This window comes from Umezawaea sp. NPDC059074 (assembly GCF_042738955.1).
In the GTDB taxonomy this organism is placed as follows: domain Bacteria; phylum Actinomycetota; class Actinomycetes; order Mycobacteriales; family Pseudonocardiaceae; genus Umezawaea.
This window is the reverse complement of sequence record NZ_JBHYHC010000058.1, coordinates 1-25,409: the sequence shown is the minus strand read 5'-3', so window position 1 is coordinate 25,409 and position 25,409 is coordinate 1. Positions and strand designations below refer to the sequence as shown.

The window sequence follows — 25,409 nt, the reverse complement described above, 5'->3', positions numbered from 1 at the left end:
GCGGGAAGGGCGGACGGGTTCCCCGGCGCTGAGACCCCGCCCACTGGTACCGATTCAGTGAGCAACGGCACGTGGACGGCGTGTTACTGGTCAGTACGCTACGGGCAACAACGTCGTCACCGGCCTCGGGAGGTTGTCTTGCCGTACCCGGCCGACCGCGAGCGCGACCGCCCGTGGGTCATGCGGACCTACGCGGGGCACTCGTCCGCCACCGCGTCCAACGAGCTGTACCGGCGGAACCTCGCCAAGGGCCAGACGGGCCTGTCGGTGGCGTTCGACCTGCCGACGCAGACCGGGTACGACCCCGACGACGAGCTCGCCAAGGGCGAGGTGGGCAAGGTCGGGGTGCCGATCTCGCACATCGGGGACATGCGCAGGCTGTTCGACGGGATCCCGTTCGACGGCGCGAACACGTCCATGACGATCAACGCGACGGCGATGTGGCTGCTCGCGCTGTACGTGAGCGTGGCCGAGGAGCACGGGGCCGACCCGAACCAGCTCGCCGGGACGACGCAGAACGACATCATCAAGGAGTACCTGTCGCGCGGGACGTACGTGTTCCCGCCCGGCCCCAGCCTGCGGCTGATCACGGACATGGTCGCGTGGACCGTGTCGAACGTGCCGAAGTGGAACCCGATCAACATCTGCTCGTACCACCTGCAAGAGGTGGGCGCGACGCCCGCGCAAGAGGTCGCGTACGCGATGTCGACGGCGATCGCCGTGCTGGACTCCGTCCGCGACTCCGGGCAGGTGCCGCCGGAGCGGTTCGGCGACGTGGTCGCGCGCATGTCGTTCTTCGTGAACGCGGGCGTGCGGTTCGTCGAGGAGATGTGCAAGATGCGGGCGTTCACCCAGCTCTGGGACGACATCACCCGCGAGCGGTACGGCATCACCGACCCGAAGCAGCGGCGGTTCCGGTACGGCGTGCAGGTCAACTCGCTGGGGTTGACCGAGGCGCAGCCGGAGAACAACGTGCAGCGGATCGTGCTGGAGATGCTGGCGGTGTCGCTGTCGCGCGACGCGCGGGCTCGGGCGATCCAGTTGCCCGCGTGGAACGAGGCACTGGGGTTGCCGCGCCCGTGGGACCAGCAGTGGGCGCTGCGGATGCAGCAGGTGCTGGCCTACGAGACGGACCTGTTGGAGTACCAGGACATCTTCGAGGGCTCGAAGGTGATCGAGGCCAAGGTCGCGGAGATCACCGCCGGGGCGCGCGAGGAGATCGACCGCGTGCAGGCCATGGGCGGCGCGGTCGCGGCCGTCGAGAGCGGGTACATGAAGTCCGCGCTCGTCAGCTCGCTGGCCGACCGGCGGCGCCGGGTCGAGTCCGGTGAGGACGTCGTGGTGGGCGTGAACAAGTTCGCCACGAGCGAGCCGTCGCCGTTGCAGGCCGAGGGCGCGAAGGCGATCGAGACGATCGACCCGATCGTCGAACTCCAGGCGGTGGAAGCGATCCGCGAGTGGCGGGCGGGGAGGGACGAGTCCCTGGTGGACTCGTCGCTCCAGGCGTTGCGCGCGGCGGCGAAGACCGACGCGAACCTCGTCGAGGTCACGATCGCGTGTGCCAAGGCCGGGGTCACGACGGGCGAGTGGTCGCAGGCGTTGCGCGAGACGTTCGGCGAATACCGGGCTCCCACCGGGGTTTCGGCCGCGTCGGCGTCGGGTGAGGCGGGCACGGAGATCGCGCGGGTGCGCGACCGCGTGCGGGCCACCGGCGAGGAGATCGGCGAACGGCTGCGGATCCTGGTCGGCAAGCCCGGCCTGGACGGGCACTCGAACGGGGCCGAGCAGGTCGCCGTGCGGGCTCGCGACGTCGGGTTCGAGGTGGTCTACCAGGGCATCCGGCTCACGCCCGCGCAGATCACGTCCGCCGCCGTGCAGGAGGACGTGCACGTGGTGGGGCTGTCGATCCTGTCCGGCTCGCACCTGGAGGTCGTGCCCGCCGTCGTCGACGGCCTGCGGGCCGCCGGTGCGGGAGATATCCCGGTCATCGTCGGGGGGATCATCCCGCCCGACGACGCCGAGAAGCTCAAGGAACGCGGTGTGGCCAGGGTCTTCACGCCCAAGGACTACGAGCTGACGCAGATCATGGACGAGATCGTCACGGTCGTCCGCGAGGCGCACGGGCTCACGTAGGGCAGATCTCGTCCAGCACCTCCTTGGTGCTGGTGATCTCGGCGAAGCCGCCGCCGCGCAGGTTCGCCACCGTGGCGGCGGTCAGCTGGTCGGCCGTGAGGCCTTCGAGGTCGAACGTGTAGGTGGCGTCGATCGGCACGACCACGCGGTAGCCGAGGTTGCCGCCGACGCGGGCGGTCGTCTCGACGCAGTGGTTGGTGGAGATGCCGACCACGGTGATGTCGGTGATGCCGCGCCCCTTCAGCCACGCGTGCAGGTCGACCTCGCCGTGGAACGCGGAGTTCACGGTCTTCGTGAACATCAGGTCCGGTTCCAGGCCGTCGAGTTCGGGCTTGAACGTGTTGCCGAGCGTGCCCGCCGCCAGCGGTGAACCGGGCTTGACCGAGTCGTGCCGCACCTGCACGACCGGGCCCTTCCAGGCCTGCACCAGCGCGGCGATGTTCGCCTCGGCGTCGGGGTTGTTGCGCGGACCCCAGAACTCCAGGTCGTCGAAGCCGCGCTGCACGTCGATCAGGATCAGAGCTGTCATGGGGTGAACTCTGGCCGTCGCAGCGCTGGTCAGGGGAGTGGCAAGAGCCGCGCGGTGCGGTACTTTCCTGCCATGCGCACCGTGGGCGTCCTGCTGCTGCCGGGGAGTCGGATCTTCGACGTGTCGGTGGTGAGCGAGGTGTGGGGGATCGACCGGACCGACTCGGCCGTGCCGCTGTTCGAGCTGCGGCTGTGCGCGCCGGACCGGGCGACGACCCGGCTCGCGCCGATCGGCGACCTGGCGGCCACGCACGGGTTGGACGGGCTCGCGGGGTGCGATCTCGTGCTGGTGCCGGGTCGAGGTGATCCGCTCGCGCCCGTGCCTCCAGCGGTGCTGGACGCGTTGCGCGGGTACACCGGCACGGTCGCCGGGTTGTGCTCGGGGTCGTTCGTGCTGGCGGCCGCCGGGCTGCTCGACGGGCGGTCGGCCACCACGCACTGGCGGATGCTGGACGAGTTGACCGCCGCCGCGCCGCGGGCGGTGGTGCGGCGGGACGTGCTGTTCACGTCGGACGACCCGGTGTACACGTCGGCCGGGGTGCTGGGGTGCGCCGACCTGTGCCTGCACCTCGTGCGGCGGGACCACGGGGCCGAGGTCGCGGCGACGATCGCGCGGCGGATGGTCATGCCGCCGGTGCGGGAGGGCGACCAGCGGCAGTACGCGGAAGCGCCGGTGCCCCGCCGGGTGGTCAAGGCCGGGATGGCGTCCACAGTGGACTGGGCGGTGTCGAGGTTGGCGGACCCCATCGGGGTGGGGGACCTGGCCGAGCACTCCGGGTTGAGCGAGCGGACGTTCCACCGGGCGTTCGTGGAGGCCACCGGGAGCACGCCGGGGCGGTGGTTGCAGGTGCAGCGGGTGCGGTTGGCGCAGCGGTTGCTGGAGACGACGGACCTGCCGGTGGACCGGGTGGCCGAGCGGTCGGGGCTGGGGACGTCGGCGAACCTGCGGCGGCGGTTGCGGGCGGAGTTGGGGGTCGGGCCGGACGCCTACCGGCGGACGTTCCGCGTGGCGGTCTAGGCGGGGCTACGGTCGAGGGTATGGCCGACTACCAGCACCTGATCGTTGTCGAGACCCCGGACGTCGTGCGCATCACGATGAACCGTCCGGCCAAGCGGAACTCGTTGTCGTTCTCGCACCTCACGGAGTTGTTGGCGGCGTTCCACGCGGCGGCGGGCAGTGGAGCGTCCGGGATCGTGCTCGGAGGGGCGGGGCCGGTGTTCTCGGCCGGGCACGACTTCGAGGACGTCGCGGCTCGGGACCTGGACGGGGTTCGGGAGTTGCTGACGTTGTGCACGGACTTGATGCGGACGATCGAGTCGGTGCCGCAGGTGGTGGTGGCGCGGGTGCACGGGTTGGCCACGGCCGCCGGGTGTCAGCTGGTGGCGTCCTGCGATCTCGCGGTGGCGGCCGAGGAGGCCGGGTTCGCGTTGCCTGGCGGGAAGGCCGGGTGGTTCTGCCACACGCCCGCGGTGCCGGTGGCGCGGGCCGTCGGGCGGAAGCGGTTGATGGAGATGGCGTTGACCGGGGACGTGGTCGACGCCGTGACGGCTGAACGGTGGGGGTTGGTGAACCGGGTCGTGCCCGCCGCCGAGTTGGACGCGGCCGTGGACGAGTTGCTGGCGCGGGCCACGAGGGGGAGTCGGGCCAGCAAGGCGGTGGGGAAGCAGACGTTGTACGCGCAGCTCGACCGGCCCGAGGCCGACGCGTACGCCATCGCGGTCGAGGTGATGGCCGCCGCGGCGCAGACGCCCGCGGCGGTGGAGGGGCGGGCGGCGTTCCTGGAGAAGCGTCCGCCGGTCTGGACGGATTAAACTTTGACAGTGCTTATATAAGTGCTGTTACGATCGCCCGGTGAACGATCCCACCGAGGTGAGCCACTGGGGTCCGCTGCGGCTGTTGCTGGCGGGCATGGACGACGACATCGAGCTGCTCTACCGCGAGGCGCGGGTCGAGGGGCTCAAGCCGAACTGGGTGATGGAGCTGATCCGGCTGCACGTGCGCGGCCCGATGACCATCACCGAGTTGGCCGACTCCGTGGAGCGGACGCACTCCGCGCTGAGCCAGAAGGTGGCCGCGATGCGGGCCGCCGGGTTCGTGGCGACCGGGAAGGGGCCGGACGGGCGCAGCAAGCTGGTCCTGCTGACGCCCAAGGCCGAGGCGATCGTGGGGCGGCTGGCGGCCGAGTGGCGCGCCACCGAGGAGGCGGTCGCGGAGATCGAGGCCGAGCTGCCCTACCCGTTGACGAGGGTGGTCGCGGACATCGCGGCACTGCTGGAGCGCAAGAGCTTCCACGACCGGATCGCCGAGAAGCTGGCCGACGACGAGGCCTGGTCGTGAAGCTGCTGCTGGACGTGGAACCGTTGCGGCTGCCGGTGTTCCGGCGGTTGTTCGTGGGGCGGGTGTTCTCCGGGTTCGGCACCCAGATGACCCTGGTCGCCGTCATGTTCCAGGTGTGGGACACGACCGGCAGCACCGTGTGGACCGGGGCCGTGGGGTTGGCGCAGGCCGTGCCGATCATCGTGTTCGGGCTGTTCGCCGGGTCGCTGGTGGACCGGGTCGACCGGCGGCGGTTCTACCTGATCACGCTGGTGGGACAGGCCGCGTGTTCGGTCCTCCTTGTGGTGCAAGGGTTCTTCGGGCACCTGCCGGTCGTCGGCGTGCTGGCGATCGTGGCGGTGCAGTCGTGCTTCGTGGCCGGGGGCGGGCCCGCGTCGCGGACGTTCCTCCCCCGGTTGTTGCCCCCAGGGCAACTCGCGGCCGGATTGGCGTTGAACCGGATCGCCTTCCAGGGGTCGATGCTGCTGGGGCCCGCGCTGGCCGGGCTGCTGCTGGGGTGGGTCGGGGTCGGCGGGTGCTACCTGGTGGACGTCATCGCGTTCGGACTGGCCTTCTACGGGGCTTTCGGGCTGCCCGAGATGCTGCCGGACGGGGAGCTGTCCCGGCCGGGGCTGCGCGGGGTGGCGGACGGGCTGGTGTTCCTGGTGCGGGCGCCGGTGGTGCGCGGGGCGTTGCTGACGGACTTGGCCGCCATGGTGCTGTCGATGCCGATCAGCCTGTTCCCGCTGGTCAACGCCGAGAGGTTCGGCGGGGACCCGCGCACGTTCGGGCTGTTCCTCACGGCCATCGCCGTCGGAGGGGTGGTGGCGTCGGTGTTCTCCGGGGTGTTCACGAGTTCCGCGCGGCCCGGCGTGGTGATGCTGGTCGGGTCCGTGGGGTGGGGCGTGTCGTTGGCGTTGTTCGGGGTGGCCTCGAACCCGTGGGTGGGGTTGGGGTTCCTGGTGCTGGCCGGGGTCTCGGACACGATGTCGGTGGTGTCGCGCGGGGCGATCATCCAGCTGCACACGCCCGACTCGATGCTGGGACGGGTGGCCGCCGCCGAGCAGATCGTCGGGCAGGCCGGACCGGACGTGGGCAACATGCGGGCCGGCCTGGTGGCCGGTGCGACCTCGGGGACGTTCTCGCTGGTCAGCGGGGGACTGCTGTGCGTGGCGGCGGTCGCGCTGGTCGGTGCGTCCACGCCCGCGCTGCGGAAGGCTCAGGCACCGGTGTAGTTGCGGTAGCGGAGCAGGACGCGGTCGACGAGCGGGCCCGCCGCGCCGGTGTAGCGGGCCGGGTCGAGCAGGTCGTCGAGGTCCACGTCGTCGAGGTCCGGGAGGGTGCGCAGGACCTCGCCGAGCGTGCGGCCGGTGCTGAACGCGTCGAAGGAGGCCTTGGTGAGCAACGACTTCGACCTCGCCTTGCCCAGGACAGGGGTCAGGGCGACGGCCAGGCGCTCGGCGACGATCGCGCCACGGGTCAGGTCGACGTTGGCCAGCATCCGGTCCGGGTGGACCTCCAGGCCCTCGGCGAGTTCGGCGGCGGTGAAGGCCGCGCCGCCCGCCAGGCGCAGCGCCTCGCGCAACGCCTGCCACTCGGCGTGCCACGCGCCCGCCGGGCGTTCGTCCTCGGCGAGCATGGACTGCGCCAGCACGAGCGCCAGCGCCGGGACCTGGCGGGCGGCCGACACGATGAGCGTGGCCAGCACCGGGTTGCGCTTCTGCGGCATCGCCGACGACGCGCCACGGCCCTCGGCCGCCGGTTCGGCGACCTCGCCGATCTCCGTGCGGGACAACGTCTGCACGTCCAGCGCGAACTTGCCGAGCGCGCCCGTGACGAAGCTCAGCACCGCGCCCAGGTCCGCGATCGGCGTGCGGACCGTGTGCCACGGCAGCACCGGTTCGGCCAGGCCCAGTTCCTCGGCGAACGGGCCGATCAGCTCCACGCCACCCAACGGCAGCCCGCCTTCGAGCTTGGCGAACTCCCCGTACGCGGCCAGGGTTCCGGCCGCTCCGCCCAACGACGCGGGCAGGCCCGCCGAGGCGACGGACCGCACGCGGGCCAGGGCGTCCAGCACCAGTTGCAGCCACCCCGCCGCCTTGAGCCCGAACGTCGTGGGCACGGCGTGCTGCGCCAGCGTCCGCCCCGCCACCAGCGTGTCCCGGTGCTCCTCCGCCACGGCGGCCAGCGCCGCCGCGACCCGGCTCAGGTCAGCGTCCACCTGCGCGAGCACCCGGCGGGCGATCAGCATCGCGGCGGAGTCCAGCACGTCCTGGCTGGTGGAGCCGCGGTGCACGTGCTCGGCCGCTTCCGGGTCCACGGCGGCCACCACGGCGGTGAACGCGGGCACCAGCGCCACGACGGGGTTCGCCGCCGCGCGGGACGCGCGGGCCAGCGCGACGACGTCCAGGCCGTCCGCGTCGGCCGACTTCGTGATCACGTCGGCGTAGGCGGTCGGCATCAACCCCAGCCGCGCCTGCGACCGGGCCAGTGCCGCCTCGACCTCCACCATCGCCCGCAACCACGCCTCGTCGCACGTCGCCGCCTCGGCCGGGGTGCCCGACCAGGTCGGTGCCAGCAGGCCGGAATCGGTGCCGCTCAAGCGTTCACGCTCCTGTACTGGGGGTGGACGGTCAGCACGGCGCGGGCGATGGCGTCGGCGTCCTCCAGGGTGACCGAGCCGACGCCGGGGCGGATGCCCGCGGCCGTCACCCAGTGCACGCCCTCGGTGGGGACGCCGAACGCGAACCGCGCCGGGTGCGCCGCGCCCGTGCGGTCGATCAGGCGGTAGGGGCGCTCGGTCACGGCGAGGCCGCCGCTCTCGTAGTCGCCCACGTGGTACGGCCGGGACCGGCCGGTGGTGAGCAGGTAGCGCAGCAGCGGGTTGGCGCTGCGCCGCAGGTCGACGTCCGGCAGCCGGGCCTCGACGAGGCCGCGGCAGCGGACGGGCGGGCCGGGCACGGTCTCCGAGTCGACCAGGAACACGCCGTCCGCGGTGGAGCGGCGGATCCGGACGCGCGGGCCGACGACGTGCAGCACGCCGGCCTCCACGAGCGCGATCATCTCCTCGATCCGCCGCACGGGCGGGCCGATCGAGGTGAACGCGTTGAGCGGGTTGTACCAGCCCTCCAGTTCGTCGCGGTAGGAGTCGCCGTCGATGCCGCCGTGGTCGACGACCAGGCGGATCTCGTTGCGCAGGTCCCGCAGCACGTCCAGCGCGGACTTGAGCGGGCTGGACAGGTTGCCGAGCCGGGCCTCCCGCACGTCGTGGCGCAGGTGGTCCAGCAGCCACGCGCGGAAGTCGTCGCGGTCGGAGAACACCCGGTCGCCCTGCGGGCGTTCGACGCGGTCCCAGTCCCAGCGCTCGGTGATCCCGTGCCGGGCCAGCAGGGACTCGTCGTCCGCCGGGTTTCCCTCCACGAAGGACCGGAGGAACTCCTCGGCCGCCGGTCCGTTGAGCAGCAGGCAGTAGTAGACCGCGCGGACCTCGCGGTCGACCAGCGGCCACACCGCGTCGCGGAAGCCGACCGGCTCGCCGGACTCGGACCGCTTGCGCAGCCCCGCGATCACCGTCTCGGTGAGGAAGTACGGCTGGTGCCTGCCGTGCGGGCCCTTCTGGTTCTCGCCGCGCGCGTGGTACGGGATCCCGCGCCGGGAACCCACGTGCAGCACGGGTTCCCGGCCGGACGGGCGGTAGCGCAGGCCGTCGCCGACCCGCTCGAACACGCCGCCGCGGCCGACCGTCAGCAGTGCCAGGTAGTCGAAGAAGTTGAGCCCGATGCCCCGCACCGCCACGGCCATGCCGGGGGTGATCGCGGACAGGTCCACGTCGGCCGGGTTCGCCGGTTCGACGTGGGCGAGCTTGTGCCGCCGGGCGAACCGGCGGCTCTCCTCCTGGTCTCGGCTGCGGGCCAGCGGGCCGTGGCCCAGCGCCAGCACCACCGCGTCCAGGCCGGTCAGGCGCGTGCCGTCGAGCAGCGTCACGGTCTGCCGCCCGTCCGCGGTGTCGTCGACCGCGACCGCCGTGCCCGAGTGGACCCGCACCGCCACCGACGCCGGCGCGGTGGCGACCAGGTGCCGGAACACCCACGCCAGGTACCGGCCGTAGAACGCCCTGGTCGGGTAGTCGTCCGGGCCGAGCGCCGCGGCCTGCTCCGGGTCGCCGCCGTCCGCGCCCAGCCGCGCCCACTCGTACAGGCTCGGTCCGGGCACGACGGGTCCCACGCAGGGCACGCTGTCGTCGGTGAACAGGCTGATCTGCGAGGCCACCGTGTTCATCAGCAGGTGGTCGGACTGGTGGGTGCGCCACACCCCGCCCGGCCCCGGCGGGAACGGGTCCACGACGTGCACCTCGACCGGGGGCCCGTCGTCGGCGTTGGCGAGGATCCGTTCCAGCACGGAGGTCCCGCGCGGTCCGGCGCCGATCAGGCAGATCCGCAGCGCCGCGCTCATCCGGACGCCAGTCCCCGCCGCCACGACACCGTCGGCTTCCAGCCCAGCTCGGCCCGCGCCCGGTCCGTCCGCGCGCCGCGCATGGCCGTGAGCTGGTGGTGGGTGAACCAGCCCAGCACCTTCTCGGCGATGTCGCCGGGCAGCACCCGCGGCGGGGGAGCCCCCAGCATCCGCGCGTACTCCGGCAGCCACGTCGACCCCTCCGCGGGCTCGTCGTCGGCGATGTTGAAGACGCCCGTGACCTCGCTGTCCACCGCGGCCAGCGCGGCCAGCGCCGCGTCCTGGACGTGCACGAACGACGTCACGCCGGTCGCCGACTCGGGGATCGGCATCTTGCCCCGCCCGACCCGCGCGCCGAACGGGCCGTCCGGGTCGTACTGGGTCTGCGCGCCGAACAGCGTGCCGTAGCGCAGGATCGTGCCCGCGATGTCCGGCGTGCCGAGCACCAGCCGTTCCATCTCGGCCACGGCCTGCACGGTCCGCGCCCACGTCGGGTCCGGCGCGTCCAGGTACAGCGGCGCGTCCTCGTCCAGCACGGGCGCGCCGAGCGGGGCCGTGGCGAACGAGATGCCCTGCACCACGAGCTTGCCCGCCCCGGCCTCCCTGGCCGACACGATCAGGTTCGCGGTGCCCTCGGTGCGCAGCCGCGCCGTGGCCTCCAGCGCGTCCGCGCTCATCTGCCGCAACGCGGTCAGCTGGTGCACCACGACGTCCGGCCGCGCGGCGCGCAGCGCGATCCGCACCGCCACCGGGTCCAGCGCGTCCGCCACGACGACCTCGTCCGCGTCGACGGCCTTCGCCTCGTCGCGGACCAGCGCGACCACGTGGTGGCCCCTGGCCTTCAGCAGCGGCAGCAACGCGCCCCCGATGAGCCCGGTGGCCCCGGCTACGACGACCCGCATGACCTCAGTCCCCTTCCGGCGCGACGCGCATCAGGAACCGGCACGCCGCGTCCCCGTGCCGCAGGCACCCGGTCGAGCAGTTCTCCGCCAGCACCACGCCCAGGCCGTCCGACCACCCGGCGTGCACCTCGGTGCACGGGCACTCGTAGCCCTCCAGCGAGCCCGCCATCCGGACCATGGTGACCGCGAAGTTCTGCCGGATGACGATCTCGACGAGGTCCTCGTCGACGATGGCGGACTGGATGTCCCGCAGCTCGCGCGGGAACGTCTTGTCGGCGCACATCTCGTAGCGCTGCCGCAGCTCCTCCATGTCCCGCGCGGGTTTCCCGCCGAAGTGCCGCCGCACCTTGCGGCCGATGCCGGTGGCCACGTACCGCAGCGCCTCGGCGTTGACCTCGTTGGCGGCGGCGTGCCCGAACCGCTTCGCCACGCCCTGGTACCAGCGGGCGTCGTGCAGCCACCACGAGCGGTAGACGTCCATCATCTCCGCGCGGGTGGTGGTGTCGATCTCCTCGATCGCGGTCATCCCCGTCCTCCACCGGCGAGCTGTTCCTGGAACCGCTCGCGCATGAGCCGCTTGAGCACCTTGCCGGTCGCGCCCTTGATCACGTCGGTCGCGTCCATTCGCAACGCCCGCGTCAACGGCGGGAAACCTTTGGCGCGCAACGTCTCGTTGACGAGTTCCGTCCACTTGACATCGTCCGTGCCGTCGTCGTCCGCGAGCTGGAGCAGCACGTACGCGTCCGCCACGCCGTCGCCGTCCCAGTCCGCCCGCACGCCCTCCGGGGCCACGCCGACGACCGTGCAGTCCGCCAACGCGGGGAGCTGCGCCAGCAGCAGTTCCTCCGTGCGGGTGCTGAAGACGATGCCCTCGGCCGTCCGGATCGCGTCCGGCGCGCGGTCGAGGTGGTAGAAGTTGCCCTCCTCGTCCCGCACGGACAGGTCGCCGGTCAACCAGTAGCCGCCGAGCCGCAGCCGGTGGAACGTCAGCGAGTCGTTCCAGTAGCCCGGCGTCAGCGTGGGCGAGCGCACGCCGAGCCTGCCGACCTCGCCGGGCGGCAGCGGTTGGCCGTCCTCGGACAGCACCGCGGCCTCGGCGAAGCTGATCGGCTTGCCGATGCACCGCCCGTACGCCGTGCTGCCGGGCTTGTGGCCGTTGTGGAAGATCGAGTAGCCGGTCTCCGACGAGCCGAGGCCGTCGGTGAACACCGAGCCGGGCACCCGGACGCGCTGGAAGTCCTGGTTCACCTCCAGGTGGCTGCCCTGCGCGATCAGCTCCCGGACGTGGGCCTCGTGGGCCGCGTCGCCGGTGTTGTACCAGGCCTCCACGCTCTCCAGGTCGCGCGCGGACAGGTCCTCCGCGGCCATCTCGCCGTACGTGCCCGCGAACGCGAAGATCGTCGTGGGGTGGAACTCCTCCGCCGCGTCCAGCACGTCGATCCCGCGCTGGCTGGACAGCAGCTTCACCGGCGAGCGCAGCAGCAGGCCGAACATCATCACCGACATCGCCGCGTTGTGCGAGCCCGGCAGCGCCACCAGCAGCCTGCCCATCGAGCCGCCGACCGACAGCCGCAACCGGTGCAGCTGGGCGTACAGCAGGGTTTGGTGGGTGTGCGGCACGGCCTTGGGCATCCCCGTCGTGCCCGACGAGTGCGAGATGATGATCGGGTCCGTCGAGTGGTGCCGGTACGGGTAGGACTCCGGCAGCGGCCCGGCCGCGGTGATGTCCTCGGCGGTCACCAGGAACCCGAGGTCGAGGTCGCCGTCGGCGAGCGTCGGGCGGTGCTCGACGTCGGCCACCGCGCCGACCGCGCCCTGGCGGCGGACGTACTCGCGGGCGATCTCCGGGCGCAGGTTGCCGTTGACGAACGACGGGATCGCGCCCAACGACGTCAGCGCCAGGAAGTTGACCGCGAACTCGGTGCTGGAGCGGGTCTGGATGGCGACGGGGTCACGGGGCCGCACGCCCTGGGCGTGGAACCAGGAGGCGTAGACCTCGACGGCGGCGTGCAGCTCGCCGAGCGTGAGCACCGCGGGGTGGCTCCCGTCGGGGGCCCGCCAGGTGCCGTCGGTCCACAGCACCTCCTCCTCCATGTCCCGGCCGTAGGCCTTCATCCGGTGGATGACGTTGCCCGCGCCGAGGTCCGCGTCGGACAGGATCCGCGCGCGTTCCGCCTTGGTGATCATGGTGTGGACCCTTCGTCTCGGACGGCCAGGTGCCGTAGGTCGTGCCCGCCGCCGTCGGGCGGGGTGTCGCGGTCGACCCACACGGCGACCGCGAAGTCCTCGGTGGGCGGCTCGAGGTCCAGCTCCCCCAGCGCGGCGGTGGTGCGGTCGTTCCCGGTCAGCTCCACGCCGACGACGAGGACTCGGTCGAGTTCTGGGTCGTCCAGCAGGACGGCCGCGGCGTCGAGCAGCGCGGACCCGAGGTCGGCGGTCGCGGACAGCGCGACCAGCGGCCCGGTGACGCCGAACTCCTTGCTCAGCCAGCCGAGGACGGCGTTCGGCGTGGCCTGCATGAACAGCAGCGGGTTGCCGACCTGCCCGCCGACCATCAACGTGCTGGCCAGGTCCGTCGTGGTCGAGTCGCCGACGACGCTGCCGAGCACGATCGCGGTCCGCGCGCCGTCGCCCGGCCGGTCGACCAGGCACCGGTGCGCGACCGCGTTGACCAGGGGGTTGAACGCCGACTCGATGAACCCCGGCACCGGGTCGGCGCTGCTCGCGGTGGTCATCGGCGCTCCAGCACGAGCGCGGTGTTGGCCCCGCCGAACGCCGCGTTCACGCTCAGCGCCCGCCGGACGTCGGCCTGCCGCGACCGGTTCGGCACGAGGTCGAGGTCGCACTCCGGGTCGGGCGCGGTCAGGTTCGCGGTCGGCGGCAGCACGCCGTCGGCCAGCGCCAGCAGCGTGATCACGAACTCCACGACCCCGGCGGCCTCCAGCAGGTGGCCGGTCGTGCCCTTGGTGGAGCTGACCGGGACCCGGTCGGCCCGCGCGCCGAACACCGACCGCAGCCCTCGGGTCTCGGCCGGGTCGTTGTGCTTGGTGGCCGTGCCGTGCGCGTTCACGTAGTCGACCCGCAGGCCGTCCGGATCGCCCGCGCGGCGCAGCGCCCGCTTGGCCGCCGCGGCGAGTCCCGCGCCCTCCGGGTGCGGCCGGGCGATGTGGTGCGCGTCGGACCCAGCGCCCCAGCCGACCACGGCCGCCAACGGTCGCGCGCCCCGGCGTTCCGCGGCCGTGGCCGACTCCAGCACCACGGTCGCCGCGCCGTCGCCGAGCAGCAGCCCGTCGCGGTCCGCGCTGAACGGCCGCACCACGCCGCCGCGCGACAGCGCCCTCCCCGAGTCGAACTTGGCGAAGTTCTCCTCCTCCACCAGGTACGCGCCCGCGCACACGGCCGACGCCAGCCGTCCGGACGCGATCTGGTGGCAGGCGTGGATGATCGCCGTCGCCGAGGCCACGCAGGCGTTGGTGAACGCCAACCGCTGCCCCGTCGCGCCGAGCCGCGCGGCCAGCAGGTCCGCCTGCCGCGCGGGCACCGTGTCGGCCACCTCCACGCCCGCCTCGCCACGCCGGAACCGGGTCAGCGCCGCGAAGTCGCCCGCCGTCCCGACCAGCACGGCCGTGTCGTCGCGCGCGGCCAGCCCGGCCATCCCCACGGCCTCGTCGGCGCACTCGCCGAGCACGTCCCGCAGCGCGTCGGGCTTGTCGCCCCCGGTGGTGGCGGCGAACGAGGTCCGGTACGGGCCGGTGTCGAACCGCGTGGTGGGGGCGAACGACGGCAGGCCGCCGAACACCCCTCGGCGGACCGCGTCGGCGCCCTTGCCGAACGCCGTCCGCACCCCGAACCCGGTCACCACCACCTCAGCCATCGACGGGCTCACCCGCCTGGACGCGGACGAGGTAGTCGGTGATGCCGCGCAGCGAGCCGAACGCGGTGAGCTGCTCGTCGTCCGGCTCGATCACCAGGTCGTACCGGGTGCCGAGCTGGTGCAGGAACCACACCAGCCCCAACGAGTCCAGGGCCAGCTCGGCGTCCTCGTCGAGGTCGGCGGGCAGCTCCGGGAAGATCTTGGGGTCGGACAGCAGCTCCCGCACCACGTCCGTGGTGATCTCCACGCGCGTCGTCATGCTGTGGCGCCCCGCTCGACGATGTCGGCCGCCAGTTCGCCGAGGGTCATCGCGCCGAGCGGCTCGATGTCGGTCTCCGGGAACTGCACGTTGAACCGCCGCTCCAGCCGCATGGTCAGCTCGATCAGGCTCAGCGAGTCCAGGTCGATGCCGCCGCTGCCGAGCGGGCTCTCCACGCCGACCTCGTCCGGCGCGATCGGGTGGTTCATGTCCTTGACGACCGTGGTGACGATGAAGTCGCGGATCTCGTTCTCGAGCGTCGGCATCGGCCAACCCCTTCTGCGGTGGGAAATCAGGACGGTCCGGGAACGGCGCTCCGCAGGGTCTGCGTGCGCCGGATCAACTTCCCGTTGGGGGTGCGGGGGAGCGCGGGCAGCACCCGGATCAGCCGCGGCACCTTGTAGGCGGCCAGCCGGTCGCGGCACCAGCCCGTGAGCTCGCCCGCGCCGGGACCGCCCTCCTCGGCGGACACGTACGCCTCGATCGACTCGGCGTGGATCACCACGACGTCGGTGATCCGCGGGTGCTGGCGCAGCACGGACTCGACCTCGACCAGGTCGACCTTCAGCCCGCCGATCACCACCAGCGAGTCGCTGCGGCCCAGCAGGCTCACGGCCCCGTGCTCGTCTTGTACGGCCCGGTCGTGGGTGCGGAACCACGTGTCGACATATCTATCCACATCGGACCCGCGGAGGTAGGGAGAACCCTCCGGGAGTTCGACTTCCAGCTCGCCTTCGTTGACGCGCAATGTGATCCCCGGCGCTGCGTTGCCGACGGCCGGGCGCGCATCGCCGCTGACGTCCATCGCGATCACGCCGGTCTCGGTCGTGCCGTAGGACTCGCCGAGGCCGACGCCGAACCGCTCCCGGAACGCCTCCGCGACCCCGGCGGGCATCAGCTCGCCGCCGGACACCGCCGCCCGCAGGGACGGCAGCGCCGGCACGGTCTTCGCCGTGGTCAGCAGCTCGTAGTGGAACGGCGTGCCGAAGATCGCGTGCACGTCGTGGCGCTCGGCCGTGGCCAGCACGTCCTTGGCCGACAGGCGTGGCGTGAACACCGCGGCCACACCCGCCGCCAGCGAGTGCAGCAGCCCGGCGATCAGCCCGAAGCTGTGGGCGGTGGAGCTGAGCAGCAGCACCCGTTCGCCCGCCTTGGGCATCCCGGCGATCCGGGTGAACCGCTCGACCTCCGCGGCCAGCGCCGCGGGGGTCCGGCCGATCACCTTCGGCTGCCCGGTCGACCCCGAGCTGAACTGGACCAGCCGGTGGTCCGTCGTGGCCCGCTCACCGTCGCGGTGGTGCTTGGTGACGACCTCGTACGTCGGCTGGAACGCCATCGCGAACCGGCCGCCCGCGGTCGCGCGGACGGTGAACTCGGGGCGGCACAACGATCGCAGCGCCTCGACCTCCGGCGGCGCGAACCGGTGGTCGACCAGCATCACCTGCGCGCCCAACGACCACAGCGCGAACACGACCTCCACCTGGGTGCGGCTCGACGGCACCTGCACGAGGACCGTCGACCCGTCCCCGATGCCGAACCCGGCGAACACCCTGGCCTCGGCGGCGACGGATTCGCGCACCTCGGCCCGGTCCACCACGCGCTCGTCGTGCACGAGGTAGGGCAGGTCGCCGGGGTGGGCGTCGAACAGGGCTTCCAGGAGGGCCCGCATCAGCTCTCCTTGCAGAATTCGCCGATCGGGATGCCCACGTGCCGCTGGTCGGTCGCCAGGTAGCCGAGCAGCTCGTCGCCCTGCTGGAGCTCGGTGACGTTGCGGACCTTGCCGCCGGGGCCGAGCAGCCGGACGTGCCAGTCGTCCTGCACGGTCAGGCTGACCACGACGCCGTCCACGGAGTGCGCGGTGATGCTGAGCAGCGGCCGGGACTCCAGCTTCGACCGGCCGACCACGACCCGGCGGGTGCGGCCCTCGGAGTTGACCGCGAGGACCGTGCTGCCGGAGTGCAGTTCGCTGAGGTAGTTGGTGCGGTTCTCCGGGCCGAGCACGTACGAGTGCAGCGCGCCCGCGTTGACCCGGAACGGGCGGGTCGGCATGTAGGGCAACGGGTGCGTTTCGCTGCACGACAACAGGAAGCCGGTCGAGAAGGAGCCGACGAGGATGCCCTCGTCCTCCTCGAAGTGCGTGCAGGTGTCGACGCACACCCGGTCGCCGAGGCCGTGGTGCTCGATGCGGTCGACGATCAGCGTGGCCAGCTCCAGCTTCGGGCTGGTCGCCTCCAGCATCCGGCTCAGCGCGAACACCTCGGTCGCGTCCTTCGGCGCGAGCATCACGCCCTCGGAGCCGCGCTCCAGCACGTCGACCACGATCGACGCCTCTTCGATGTCGCCGCAGACCGTGAACAGCTTGCCGGGCGCGCGGTCGGCCGCGGCCAGCACGATCTCCAGGGGGATCTTGGTCGGGTCGGCGAACCGCACCACGCTGTAGGGCAGCGCGACGGCGGCGGCGCAGGCGAGTTGGAGGGTGCGGTCGTCGTGCACGTCCACCCACGCGGCCGCGTTGTCGCGGTCGCCGGTGGCCAGCACGAGCGCGTCCAGCTCGGCCTGGTCGGCGACGACCGTGGCGCTGATGCCGGTCGTGAAGGCTCCGTCTTCCAGGTCCCCACCGATCAGCACGCTCGCGATCGTCGGGGGCAGGGTCGCCAGCACGGCGGGGTCGTCGGACACGAGCCCGTGCAGCCGGGAGTGGATGGCGGCGTCCACGACGCCCTCCACGTGCTGCGGGGCCACGGTGCGGAGGTCGATCCAAGCGAGCGTCACAGGGCACCTGTCGTCATCGTCGTCGGGATTCGGGAGAGGTCTGCTCGGGTGGAGCTGTGCACGACCGCGGCCAGCCTGGCGACGAGCGACGCCGGGTTGGCGGAGGTGAAGACCTTGCGGCCCACCGCCAACCCCGCGCAGCCCGCGTCCATCAGCTCGGTGGCGTAGGCGACGAGGTCCGAACCGTCGGTGGGGCCACCGGCCGCGAGCACCGGGACCGGCGAGTTCGCCACGACCTCCGCCATCCGGCGGGTGGGCACGGTGACCGAGGTCTTCACCAGGTCCGCGCCCAGGTCGGCGGCGATGTTCACCACGTGCGCCAGCAGCGCCGGGTCGTGCGGGTCGACGATCCGCGGCCCGCGCGGGTAGATCATGGCGATCAGCGGCAGCCCCCAGGCCTCGCACGCCGTCGCGACCGTCCCGAGGTCGGTGAGCTGGCGCTCCTCGGTGTCGGACCCGATGTTCACGTGCACGCTGACCGCGTCGGCCCCCAGCCTCAGCGCGTCCTCCGCCTCGCCGACGAGCACCTTCGCGTTGGTGTCGGCGGCGTGGGCGGTGCCCGCGCTGAGGTGCACCACGAGCGCGCAGTCGGCCAGGATCTCCGGCGGCACGAGCCTGGCCCGTCCCTTGTGGACGATGATCGCGTCGGCCCCGCCCGCCACGAGGTCGCGGAGCAGGTCGTGCCAGCGGTCGTAGGGCACGACCGGTCCGTCGGACACGCTGTGGTCCAGCGGGACGAACAGGTGCCTCCCGTCGTTCGCCGAGGACAACCGGCGCATGCGGAATAGCTTCCCGGTATTCGTCATGCCGTCTACACCTCCTTTTCGAGAACTTGTCCTGCGAAGGAAGTGAATGAAAAGTCAATGTCGCCAGGCTAGCCACGGCCGTCTGCGGCGGACAAATAACTCTTGTCGATAACCCGCCAGTTATGGCGGTTCACGATGCATTCGCGACCGATTTTGACCGTGTTCACACACGTCGAGGCGTACCGCCGTTCGGGCGCATTCACGTTCGTGTCGGACCTCTAAGAACTTTCTCATTTTTTCGTGGCAGATTCGCCGGTGTTCCGATCGACGGGCTCGACGCAGAGCGGGAGGTCGCCTTGAGCGATTCGACGGATCCGGTGCACCTGGTCGTGGCCTGCCACGACGGGCGCGGCCACACCGGGAAGCTCGCCGCCGCCGTGCGGCAGGGCGCCCGCGGCGTCGCGGACACCGACGTCGTGTCGATCGCGGTCGACGAGATCACCCCTGAGCAGTGGTTCCAGCTCGACGACGCGGACGCGGTGATCTTCGGGGCCCCGACCTACATGGGGTCGGCGTCGGCCGCGTTCCACGCCTTCGCGGAGGCGAGCAGCAGGCGGTGGCTGACGCGGCGTTGGCAGGACAAGCTCGCCGCCGGGTTCACGAACTCGGGCGCGAAGGCGGGCGACAAGTCCGGCACCCTCGGATACTTCACCACGTTCGCGGCCCAGCACGGAATGGTGTGGGTGAACCTGGGACTGCGTTCCGGGTGGAACTCCACCAAGGGCAGCGAGGACGACTTGAACCGATTGGGCTACTCGCTCGGCGTCGCCGCGCAGTCCAACATCGACGAAGGGCCCGAACGGATGCACAAGGCCGATCTGGACACCGCCGAATACCTGGGCCGAAGGGTGGCCACGTACGCGCGGATCGTCGTCGAGGGCAAGAGGGCGCTGGCACTGTGAAAAGGGTTTCGGACCTCTCCGGCACCGAGGAGGGGCGCGTTCGGCCCACGCGGACGTGGGCGGTCGTCGCGGTCGCGGTCGCCGCGCACATGCTGCTCTGGCTGGACAACTCCATCCTCAACATCGCGCTGGAGACGCTTGCCGACCCGGTGCGCGGCCTCGGCGCGAACGCGGGCGAGCTTGCCTGGGCCAGCAGCTCGTACTCGCTGGTCCTGGCCTCGGCGATGTTCGCGGGCGGCGCGCTCGGCGACCGCTACGGCCCGCGCGCCACGCTGTTCGCGGGCCTGCTGGTGTTCTCGGCCGCCTCGGCGTTCGCCGCGTTCAGCGGGAGCGCGCTGGAGCTGATCGTGACGCGCGGCCTGATGGGCGTGGGCAGCGCGCTGGTCATCCCGGCGACGTTGTCGATCATCGTCCGCACCACGTCGGACGCGCAGCGGTCCAGGGCCATCGCGCTGTGGGCGTCGGCCAGCGGCCTCGGGGTCGCGCTGGGGCCGGTGCTGGGCGGTGTGCTGCTGGCCCGGTTCTGGTGGGGCTCGGTGTTCCTCATCAACGTGCCGATCGTGCTCGCGTGCCTGGTCGGCGTGGTCGCGTTCGTGCCCCGGCTGACGTTCGCGGACCGCCGCCCGCTCGACCCGTTCGGCCTGGTGCTGTCGGTGCTGGGGCTGGGCAGCCTCGTCTACGGGATCATCGAGGGCGGCCAGCGCGCGGACTGGCTGGGCGTCGGCGTGCTGGTGCCGCTGGTGCTCGGCGTCCTGCTGCTGGTGTGGTTCGTGCTGGTGCAGCGCTCCGCGGAGCACCCCAGCTTCGACGTGAAGCTGTTCGCCGTGCGGCAGTTCACCGGTGGCAGCGTGGCGCTGCTGTTCACGTTCTTCGGCCTCACCGGGCAGCTGTTCGCGACCGCGTTCTACCTCCAGGGCATCCGCGGGCTCACGCCGCTGGGCGCTGGGCTGGTGATGGTCGCCGCCGCGGTGGGCATCGTCGTGGGCAACCTGGTGTCGCCGCGGATCACCGGGTGGCTGACCGTCCGGTGGACGGTCGTCGGCGGGATGCTGCTGGCCATCGCCACCTTCGCGACCTACGTGACGTTCGACCAGGGCACGTCCATCGCCTTCCTGGTGGTGCTGCTGGTCGTGCAGGGCTTCGGGATGGGGATGATCAGCGCCCCGATCACCACCGCGATGATGGCCGTCCTGCCGCCGCGGGTGAGCGGCGCGGGCGCGGCCATCAACAGCGCGATGCGGCAGGTCGGCGGGGCACTCGGCACCGCGGTGCTCGGCTCCGTGCTGACCGCGAGCTACCACCGGCTGATCACGCCGTCGCTGGCGCGGCTGCCCGAGGCCGTGCGCGACCAGGCCGCGGAATCGGCGCAGGGCGCGCGGGCCGTGGCCGCCGCCGCGCGCGAACCGTGGCTGCTCGACGCCGCGAACCACGCGTTCCTGCAAGCGATGTACACGTCCTCGACCTGGGCGACGCTGCTGTCGCTGATCGGGGTCGCGTTCGTCATCAGGTGCTTCCGACCGGACAGGTGAGGACGTCATGGAGTTGGGCCTTCGACACCTTCAGGTCGTCGTCGCGATAGCCGAGGCGGGCAGCATCAGCCGGGCGGCGGCCGCGCTGCGGATCGCCCAGTCCGGCCTCACCGCGCAGCTCGGCCGGATCGAGCGCGAGTTCGGCGCGCCGCTGTTCGTCCGCCGCCCGCACGGCGTGGAGCCGACCGAGCTGGGCACCCACGTGCTGCTCGGCGCGCGGGTCCTGATCGGCGGGTTCGACGACCTCGTCACGTCCGCGCGCACCCGCGCCCACAGCGGCGGGACGGCCGCGGCGGTCCGGCTGGGCGGCGTGGACAGCCCGTGGATCTCCACGGTCGCCGCCGCGCTGCGCGGCCTGCTGCCGGACCACGAGCAGGTCACCTACGTGGAGGAGAACTCCGCGGACGTCGTCGACCTCGTGCGCACCTCGCGGCTCGACCTGGCGGTGATCACCGAGTACCCGGACGCCCCCGCGCCCCGCCCGCACCGGCTCGTCGTGCGCGACCTGGGCGTGGAACCGCTGCTGGTCGGCCTGCACGTCGACCACCCCGAGGCGGGCCGCGACCGGCTGCGGCTCGCGCACCTGGCCGAGTACGACTGGGTCGCGCCGCCGGACAAGGCCGGTGGGCTCCGGCACAGCCTGCGGACGGCGTGCGAGCGCGTCGGGTTCGCGCCGCGGTTCCGGCACTTCGGCGCCGACCACGGCACGGCGGCCACCATCGTCGGCTCGGGCACGACCGTCGGGCTGTTCCCGACGAGCACCGGCCCCGTGCCCGGCGTGGTGTTCCGGCACCTCGCCGACGAACCCCTGTGGTGCCGCACGATGCTGGTCTGGCAGCCGGGGTCGCCGCTGGCCGCCATCGCCGACGAACTCGTCACGTCGGCGTCCGAGGAGCGCTTCCGCACCCGGCGGCCCACCACGCCGTTCCGCGTCGTCGACTACCGCCGGGCTATGTGAACGCCCGCGCCCTTGGCCCAGTAGATCGCGGCCCGCGCCACCGACGCGGCCTCGGCGCGGGGCAGCGGGATCGCGGGCCGCACGGCGGGCAGGTCCACGGTGAACACCGCGCCCGCGCCCGGCGCGCCCTCGGCGGTCACGGTGCCGTGGTGGGCCTCGACGACCTCGCGGACCAGCGACAGGCCGATGCCGAACCGCTTGCCGCGACCGTTCGCGCCGCGGGTGAACCGCTCGAACAGCGCCCGCTCGTCCGCCTGGTCGAAGCCGACCCCGCTGTCCCGCACCGACAGCCGGACCGTGTCCGGGGTCGGCGCCTCCACGGCGACGACGACCGCGCCGCCCGTCGGGGTGTGGCCGATCGCGTTGTCCACCAACGCGGTGACGACCCGGCGCAACGCGGACTCCGCGCCCAGCACCAGGAACTGGCCCGGCTCGTGCCGGACCTCCAGCAGCAGCCCCGTTTCCGCGGCCCGCGCGTCCTCGGCCGCGACGACCTCGCCCGCCAGGTCCGCGAGGTCGACCAGGTCCGTCCTCGGCTGCTCGCCGGACAGCGCGGAGCTGAGGATGTCGTCGACCACGTCGCCGAGCTGGCGGGTGCCGTTGACCAGCCGTTGCATCTCGGCGGCCAGCGCTTCGGGGCAGTCGAGCGCGTTCGCCTTGCGCGCCAGCAGTTGCGCGCGGGTGTGCAGCTGCGTCAACGGCGCGCGCAGCTCGTGGCTGGCGTCGGCGACGAACCGCCGCTGCCGCGCCAGGGCGTCGTTGAGCGGCGCTATCGCCTTCTCGCAGAGGAACCGGCTCGCCGTCGCGACGACGGCCGCGACCGCCAGCGCGGTGAGCAGCAGCGCGACCCCGAACGCGAACAGGAGGTTCCGCCGTTCCAGGACGTGGAACCGCTCGTCGTAGACGACCTGCACGACCTCGTCGCCGCGCCGCTGCGTGAGGACGCTGTAGTCCTGCCCGTCGCGGTGGACCTCCTCGAACCGCGGCACGTCGGCGGCGAGCAGGCTCCCGGCGAGCGGGAACCCGGCGGGCAGACCGGGCGTTCCGGCGACCACGCCGTCGCGCGCGACGACCAGCCAGGTGCACGCGGGCGGGCTGGAGATCGACGAGTGCTCCACCGTCCACAGCAGGTCGCGGCGGGTGTCGTTGTCGCGCATGTTCGCCGTGATCAGGTAGATCAGGCACTCGATGAGCAGCACGATCACCGTGGTCAGCAGCGTGAGCCTGGCGGTGATCGACCAGCGGGCGCGGCCGAGCGCGGCGCGTTCCGGCGTCATCAGACGGCCCCCGCGCGGTAGCCGAGGCCGTGGACGGTCCGGATGGCCTCGCGCCCGAGCTTGCGGCGCAGGTAGTGCACGTAAGTGTCCACTATGGACTCCGAGGTGGCTTCCGGGAACACCTGCGTGCGCAGGTCCGTCCGGCGGCAGATGGCGTTGGGGGCGACGGCGAGCGTGCGCAGCAGGTCGCACTCGCGGGCGGACAGCTTGACCACGCCGCCGGTCGACGTCAGCACCTCGCGGTGCCGCAGGTCGAGGTGGCCCTGGCCGAGCGGGAGGAGGTCGGTGTGCTCGAGGTGCCTCCGGTGCAGCGCGTGCACCCTGGCAACCAGCTCGTCCAGCTCGAACGGCTTGCCGAGGTAGTCGTCGGCCCCGGCGTTCAAGCCCTGGACGCGTTCGGTGACGTCGGACAGCCCGGTCAGCATCAGGATCCGCGCGGTCACGCCCACCCGGCGCAACCGCACCATCAGGTCAAGACCGTCGATCGCGGGCAGCCCCCGGTCCAGCACCATGATGTCCGGTTTGCGGCTCAACGCCAGGTGGAGCCCCTGCTGCCCGTCCAGCGCCACGTCGACCTCGTAGCCCTCGGCGGCGAACAACTCGGCCAGCATGGCCGCCATCTCCTGGTCGTCCTCGACGACGAGCAGTCGAATCGGCTCCGGCCCATCGGCTGGGTTTGGCACGCTGACCACTGTGGCAGTTCCCCACCGCGCCCACACCCCCTATCTCACTGGGCGTCGCGGTGGTAGTACGGACCGCGACGACGTGCTACTCGTCGAGGGCCTTGTAGAGGAACGTCGTCGGGCTCAGCACGCCGTCCGGGCTGAGCGCGTAGTCCGGGATCACGCCCAGCGTCGTCCAGCCCAGCGACGTGTAGAGGCCCTCGGCCGGGCTGCCCGTCTCGGTGTCCAGCAGCAGCAGCGTCACGCGCTCGTCGTGGGCGGCCTCCTCGGCGGTGCGCATCAGCTCCTTGCCGATGCCGCGACCGCGGGCGGACCGGTGGACGAGCAGCTTCGCCAGCTCGGCGCGGTGGCGGGAGTTCGGCAGGGTGGCCAGGCGCAGCTGGACCGTGCCGACGACCCGGCCGTCGACCTCCGCGACCCACAGCAGCAGCGTGCCGTCCTCGACGGCCGGTTCCAGGTTCCACCACCAGGTGGCCGCCACGGGGTGCGTGAGGCCCCTGAGGAAGCCCACGGAGGCGCCGCCGTCGACCACGTCCACGAGCAGGTCCGCGAGGGCGTTGGCGGGCAGGTCGCCCGCGGTCACCTGCCGGATGATCACGGCTGGGCGTGTTCGTGCAGCAGGAGCATCGTGTACGCGGCGATCGACTGGGCATCGGTGATCTCGCCGCGGGTGATCATCGCCTCGAACTCGCCGCGCGGGAACCACGCCGAGCGCATGTCCTGCTCCTCGTGCTCCCGCTCGTGGAAGCCCTCGACGAGCTGCGTGGCGAGGAACACCCGCCCGCGCTGGCTCGTCATGCCCGGCGCCACGTCCAGCACACCCAGTTCGAGCAGCTTCCCGGCCCGCAACCCGGTCTCCTCGCGCAGCTCGCGCTCGGCCAGCACACCGGGGTTCTCCTCGGCGCGGTCCGGCGCGGTGCCCTGCGGGAACTCCCAGCGCCGCATCCCGATCGGGTACCGGTACTGCTCGACGAGCCGCACCCGCTCCCCGTCCAACGGGATGATCAGCGCGAAGTCCGGCTTGTCCACCACGCCGTAGATCCCGGTGCTGCCGTCCGCGCGGCGGATCGGATCCTCCCGCACGGTCATCCACGCGTTCGCGTACACCTCACGCGATCCGAGCGAGTCCACGTCACCCTCCCTGAAACCGGATGACCGGACGGTACCTGGCTGTGGATCTCCCGTGGCACCCCGTAGCCTGTCGCGGGTGCGTCTAGTCATCGCTCGCTGCCAGGTCGACTACGTCGGCCGCCTCACGGCCCACCTGCCGATGGCCAACCGGCTCCTCCTGATCAAGGCCGACGGCTCCGTCTCGATCCACTCGGACGACCGCGCCTTCAAGCCGCTGAACTGGATGAGCCCGCCGTGCTGGCTGATCGAGGATCCGGGGATGTGGATCGTCCAGAACAAGGCGGGCGAGAAGCTGATCATCACCTTGGAAGAGGTGATGCACGACTCCAAGCACGAGTTGGGGCCTGAGCCTGGGCTTGTGAAGGACGGGGTGGAGTCGGATCTCCAGAAGTTGCTGGCTGAGCACGTGCACACCTTGGGGGAGGGGTGGACGTTGGTTCGGCGGGAGTTCCCGACGCCTATTGGGCCGGTGGATTTGATGTGCCGGGATGAGAAGGGTGGGTCCGTCGCTGTGGAGATCAAGCGGCGGGGGGAGATCGATGGTGTGGAGCAGTTGACCCGGTACCTGGAGCTGTTGAACCGGGATCCGTTGTTGGCGCCGGTGCGTGGGGTGTTCGCGGCGCAGCAGATCAAGCCGCAGGCTCGGGTGTTGGCGGAGGATCGGGGGATCCGGTGCTTGATCTTGGACTATGACGCTTTGCGGGGGATTGAGTCGGACGAGTTCCGGTTGTTCTGAGGGTTGTGCCGGGTGTGGTCTCGTGGTCTCGTGGTCTCGCCCCGATGCGCAATTATTTCTATGCCCGCAAAGGTTTGTCAAGGCGGGAAAGATGCCTTGACAAACCTTTGCGGGCATGAAGGCGCTGGGGATCGGGGTGAGGGTGGGGAG

General features: G+C 72.0%; 26 protein-coding genes. 9 read left to right on the top strand and 17 right to left on the bottom strand.

Translation table 11 applies throughout. The features are described from left to right. Nucleotides 1-138: 138 nt before the first annotated feature. Nucleotides 139-2,133: a protein meaA gene (locus tag ACFWW9_RS25165; protein ID WP_390382613.1), complete on the top strand. Its 1,995-nt coding sequence runs from the start codon at nucleotides 139-141 to the stop codon at nucleotides 2,131-2,133. Here ACFWW9_RS25165 and ACFWW9_RS25160 read toward each other — a convergent pair. After that, nucleotides 2,126-2,662 carry a cysteine hydrolase family protein gene (locus ACFWW9_RS25160; RefSeq protein WP_390382610.1) on the bottom strand — a complete coding sequence of 179 codons (537 nt, stop codon included), beginning with the start codon at nucleotides 2,660-2,662 and terminating at the stop codon, nucleotides 2,126-2,128. The genes ACFWW9_RS25165 and ACFWW9_RS25160 overlap by 8 nt on opposite strands. A gap of 72 nt (nucleotides 2,663-2,734) precedes the next feature. On the opposite strand from ACFWW9_RS25160, the gene ACFWW9_RS25155 reads away from it, so the two are divergent. From ACFWW9_RS25155 to ACFWW9_RS25140, 4 genes are read left to right on the top strand one after another with little or no spacing between them, the layout of a single operon-like run. Next, nucleotides 2,735-3,679: a GlxA family transcriptional regulator gene (locus tag ACFWW9_RS25155; protein ID WP_390382607.1), complete on the top strand. Its 945-nt coding sequence runs from the start codon at nucleotides 2,735-2,737 to the stop codon at nucleotides 3,677-3,679. Nucleotides 3,680-3,699: 20 nt separating this feature from the next. Further along, nucleotides 3,700-4,473 (top strand): enoyl-CoA hydratase-related protein, encoded by a 774-nt coding sequence (locus ACFWW9_RS25150; protein WP_390382604.1) that lies wholly within the window; start codon nucleotides 3,700-3,702, stop codon nucleotides 4,471-4,473. Between the two features lie 40 nt (nucleotides 4,474-4,513). Then, nucleotides 4,514-4,999 carry a MarR family transcriptional regulator gene (locus tag ACFWW9_RS25145; RefSeq protein WP_390382601.1) on the top strand — a complete coding sequence of 162 codons (486 nt, stop codon included), beginning with the start codon at nucleotides 4,514-4,516 and terminating at the stop codon, nucleotides 4,997-4,999. Beyond that, complete coding sequence (locus tag ACFWW9_RS25140; RefSeq protein WP_390382598.1) at nucleotides 4,996-6,213, top strand: MFS transporter; 1,218 nt, start codon at nucleotides 4,996-4,998, stop codon at nucleotides 6,211-6,213. The genes ACFWW9_RS25145 and ACFWW9_RS25140 overlap by 4 nt, the downstream gene beginning before the upstream one ends. On the opposite strand, the gene ACFWW9_RS25135 is transcribed toward ACFWW9_RS25140, so the two are convergent. Genes ACFWW9_RS25135 through ACFWW9_RS25080 form a run of 12 tightly spaced genes read right to left on the bottom strand, consistent with a single transcriptional unit; the run spans nucleotide 6,198 to nucleotide 18,043 of the window. Next, a complete protein-coding gene (locus ACFWW9_RS25135) occupies nucleotides 6,198-7,580 on the bottom strand; it encodes an adenylosuccinate lyase family protein (protein ID WP_390382595.1) in 1,383 nt (460 codons plus the stop codon). The two genes, ACFWW9_RS25140 and ACFWW9_RS25135, sit on opposite strands and share 16 nt — an antisense overlap. Beyond that, a complete protein-coding gene (locus tag ACFWW9_RS25130) occupies nucleotides 7,577-9,454 on the bottom strand; it encodes an FAD/NAD(P)-binding protein (RefSeq protein ID WP_390382591.1) in 1,878 nt (625 codons plus the stop codon). The genes ACFWW9_RS25135 and ACFWW9_RS25130 overlap by 4 nt, the downstream gene beginning before the upstream one ends. Then, nucleotides 9,427-10,332 (bottom strand): NAD-dependent epimerase/dehydratase family protein, encoded by a 906-nt coding sequence (locus tag ACFWW9_RS25125; protein WP_390382588.1) that lies wholly within the window; start codon nucleotides 10,330-10,332, stop codon nucleotides 9,427-9,429. The genes ACFWW9_RS25130 and ACFWW9_RS25125 overlap by 28 nt, the downstream gene beginning before the upstream one ends. 4 nt (nucleotides 10,333-10,336) lie before the next feature. Further along, entirely contained in the window at nucleotides 10,337-10,858 is a 522-nt protein-coding gene (locus ACFWW9_RS25120; RefSeq protein ID WP_390382585.1) for a hypothetical protein, read from the bottom strand. Continuing rightward, a complete protein-coding gene (locus tag ACFWW9_RS25115; RefSeq protein WP_390382582.1) occupies nucleotides 10,855-12,519 on the bottom strand; it encodes a class I adenylate-forming enzyme family protein in 1,665 nt (554 codons plus the stop codon). The genes ACFWW9_RS25120 and ACFWW9_RS25115 overlap by 4 nt, the downstream gene beginning before the upstream one ends. Further along, nucleotides 12,516-13,067, bottom strand: coding sequence for a beta-ketoacyl synthase N-terminal-like domain-containing protein (locus ACFWW9_RS25110; RefSeq protein WP_390382579.1), 552 nt, complete (start codon nucleotides 13,065-13,067; stop codon nucleotides 12,516-12,518). Before ACFWW9_RS25110 ends, ACFWW9_RS25115 begins: the two co-directional genes overlap by 4 nt. After that, complete coding sequence (locus ACFWW9_RS25105) at nucleotides 13,064-14,206, bottom strand: beta-ketoacyl-[acyl-carrier-protein] synthase family protein (protein WP_390382576.1); 1,143 nt, start codon at nucleotides 14,204-14,206, stop codon at nucleotides 13,064-13,066. Before ACFWW9_RS25105 ends, ACFWW9_RS25110 begins: the two co-directional genes overlap by 4 nt. Further along, entirely contained in the window at nucleotides 14,199-14,465 is a 267-nt protein-coding gene (locus ACFWW9_RS25100; RefSeq protein ID WP_390382573.1) for a hypothetical protein, read from the bottom strand. Before ACFWW9_RS25100 ends, ACFWW9_RS25105 begins: the two co-directional genes overlap by 8 nt. Further along, the gene (locus ACFWW9_RS25095) at nucleotides 14,462-14,731 is read right to left on the bottom strand and encodes an acyl carrier protein (RefSeq protein ID WP_390382570.1); all 270 of its coding nucleotides are present in this window, start codon (nucleotides 14,729-14,731) and stop codon (nucleotides 14,462-14,464) included. Before ACFWW9_RS25095 ends, ACFWW9_RS25100 begins: the two co-directional genes overlap by 4 nt. A 26-nt stretch (nucleotides 14,732-14,757) precedes the next feature. Beyond that, a complete protein-coding gene (locus ACFWW9_RS25090; RefSeq protein WP_390382567.1) occupies nucleotides 14,758-16,134 on the bottom strand; it encodes a class I adenylate-forming enzyme family protein in 1,377 nt (458 codons plus the stop codon). Next, on the bottom strand, nucleotides 16,134-17,237 hold the full coding sequence (locus tag ACFWW9_RS25085) for a 3-dehydroquinate synthase II family protein (RefSeq protein WP_390382565.1): 1,104 nt from the start codon (nucleotides 17,235-17,237) through the stop codon (nucleotides 16,134-16,136). The genes ACFWW9_RS25090 and ACFWW9_RS25085 overlap by 1 nt, the downstream gene beginning before the upstream one ends. Then, nucleotides 17,234-18,043 (bottom strand): 2-amino-3,7-dideoxy-D-threo-hept-6-ulosonate synthase, encoded by an 810-nt coding sequence (locus tag ACFWW9_RS25080; RefSeq protein WP_390382562.1) that lies wholly within the window; start codon nucleotides 18,041-18,043, stop codon nucleotides 17,234-17,236. Before ACFWW9_RS25080 ends, ACFWW9_RS25085 begins: the two co-directional genes overlap by 4 nt. 296 nt (nucleotides 18,044-18,339) lie before the next feature. On the opposite strand from ACFWW9_RS25080, the gene ACFWW9_RS25075 reads away from it, so the two are divergent. Genes ACFWW9_RS25075 through ACFWW9_RS25065 form a run of 3 tightly spaced genes read left to right on the top strand, consistent with a single transcriptional unit; the run spans nucleotide 18,340 to nucleotide 21,432 of the window. Then, nucleotides 18,340-18,945, top strand: coding sequence for a flavodoxin family protein (locus ACFWW9_RS25075; RefSeq protein WP_390382559.1), 606 nt, complete (start codon nucleotides 18,340-18,342; stop codon nucleotides 18,943-18,945). After that, nucleotides 18,942-20,474, top strand: a complete 1,533-nt coding sequence (locus tag ACFWW9_RS25070; RefSeq protein ID WP_390382556.1) for an MFS transporter — start codon at nucleotides 18,942-18,944, stop codon at nucleotides 20,472-20,474. Before ACFWW9_RS25075 ends, ACFWW9_RS25070 begins: the two co-directional genes overlap by 4 nt. A gap of 7 nt (nucleotides 20,475-20,481) precedes the next feature. Next, the gene (locus ACFWW9_RS25065) at nucleotides 20,482-21,432 is read left to right on the top strand and encodes a LysR substrate-binding domain-containing protein (protein WP_390382553.1); all 951 of its coding nucleotides are present in this window, start codon (nucleotides 20,482-20,484) and stop codon (nucleotides 21,430-21,432) included. Here the strand turns inward: ACFWW9_RS25065 and ACFWW9_RS25060 are convergent. The 4 genes from ACFWW9_RS25060 to ACFWW9_RS25045 all read right to left on the bottom strand — a co-directional run bounded on the left by ACFWW9_RS25060 (nucleotide 21,414) and on the right by ACFWW9_RS25045 (nucleotide 24,523). After that, entirely contained in the window at nucleotides 21,414-22,709 is a 1,296-nt protein-coding gene (locus ACFWW9_RS25060) for a sensor histidine kinase (RefSeq protein WP_390382550.1), read from the bottom strand. The two genes, ACFWW9_RS25065 and ACFWW9_RS25060, sit on opposite strands and share 19 nt — an antisense overlap. After that, complete coding sequence (locus ACFWW9_RS25055; RefSeq protein ID WP_390382546.1) at nucleotides 22,709-23,392, bottom strand: response regulator transcription factor; 684 nt, start codon at nucleotides 23,390-23,392, stop codon at nucleotides 22,709-22,711. Before ACFWW9_RS25055 ends, ACFWW9_RS25060 begins: the two co-directional genes overlap by 1 nt. Nucleotides 23,393-23,477: 85 nt before the next feature. Continuing rightward, entirely contained in the window at nucleotides 23,478-23,990 is a 513-nt protein-coding gene (locus tag ACFWW9_RS25050) for a GNAT family N-acetyltransferase (protein WP_390382543.1), read from the bottom strand. Beyond that, entirely contained in the window at nucleotides 23,987-24,523 is a 537-nt protein-coding gene (locus ACFWW9_RS25045) for an NUDIX domain-containing protein (protein WP_390382540.1), read from the bottom strand. The genes ACFWW9_RS25050 and ACFWW9_RS25045 overlap by 4 nt, the downstream gene beginning before the upstream one ends. Before the next feature lie 76 nt (nucleotides 24,524-24,599). On the opposite strand from ACFWW9_RS25045, the gene nucS reads away from it, so the two are divergent. After that, nucleotides 24,600-25,259, top strand: coding sequence for an endonuclease NucS (nucS, locus tag ACFWW9_RS25040; protein WP_390382698.1), 660 nt, complete (start codon nucleotides 24,600-24,602; stop codon nucleotides 25,257-25,259). The last annotated feature ends 150 nt before the right edge of the window (nucleotides 25,260-25,409 follow it).

Excerpts from the sequence above, each read along its gene's own strand:
- ACFWW9_RS25160 (WP_390382610.1), bottom strand. The coding sequence starts at position 2,662 with ATGACAGCTCTGATCCTGATCGACGTGCAGCGCGGCTTCGACGACCTG.
- ACFWW9_RS25155 (WP_390382607.1), top strand. The coding sequence starts at position 2,735 with ATGCGCACCGTGGGCGTCCTGCTGCTGCCGGGGAGTCGGATCTTCGAC.
- ACFWW9_RS25150 (WP_390382604.1), top strand. The coding sequence starts at position 3,700 with ATGGCCGACTACCAGCACCTGATCGTTGTCGAGACCCCGGACGTCGTG.
- ACFWW9_RS25125 (WP_390382588.1), bottom strand. The coding sequence starts at position 10,332 with ATGCGGGTCGTCGTAGCCGGGGCCACCGGGCTCATCGGGGGCGCGTTG.
- ACFWW9_RS25120 (WP_390382585.1), bottom strand. The coding sequence starts at position 10,858 with ATGACCGCGATCGAGGAGATCGACACCACCACCCGCGCGGAGATGATG.
- ACFWW9_RS25115 (WP_390382582.1), bottom strand. The coding sequence starts at position 12,519 with ATGATCACCAAGGCGGAACGCGCGCGGATCCTGTCCGACGCGGACCTC.
- ACFWW9_RS25110 (WP_390382579.1), bottom strand. The coding sequence starts at position 13,067 with ATGACCACCGCGAGCAGCGCCGACCCGGTGCCGGGGTTCATCGAGTCG.
- ACFWW9_RS25105 (WP_390382576.1), bottom strand. The coding sequence starts at position 14,206 with ATGGCTGAGGTGGTGGTGACCGGGTTCGGGGTGCGGACGGCGTTCGGC.
- ACFWW9_RS25100 (WP_390382573.1), bottom strand. The coding sequence starts at position 14,465 with ATGACGACGCGCGTGGAGATCACCACGGACGTGGTGCGGGAGCTGCTG.
- ACFWW9_RS25095 (WP_390382570.1), bottom strand. The coding sequence starts at position 14,731 with ATGCCGACGCTCGAGAACGAGATCCGCGACTTCATCGTCACCACGGTC.
- ACFWW9_RS25090 (WP_390382567.1), bottom strand. The coding sequence starts at position 16,134 with ATGCGGGCCCTCCTGGAAGCCCTGTTCGACGCCCACCCCGGCGACCTG.
- ACFWW9_RS25080 (WP_390382562.1), bottom strand. The coding sequence starts at position 18,043 with ATGACGAATACCGGGAAGCTATTCCGCATGCGCCGGTTGTCCTCGGCG.
- ACFWW9_RS25065 (WP_390382553.1), top strand. The coding sequence starts at position 20,482 with ATGGAGTTGGGCCTTCGACACCTTCAGGTCGTCGTCGCGATAGCCGAG.
- ACFWW9_RS25060 (WP_390382550.1), bottom strand. The coding sequence starts at position 22,709 with ATGACGCCGGAACGCGCCGCGCTCGGCCGCGCCCGCTGGTCGATCACC.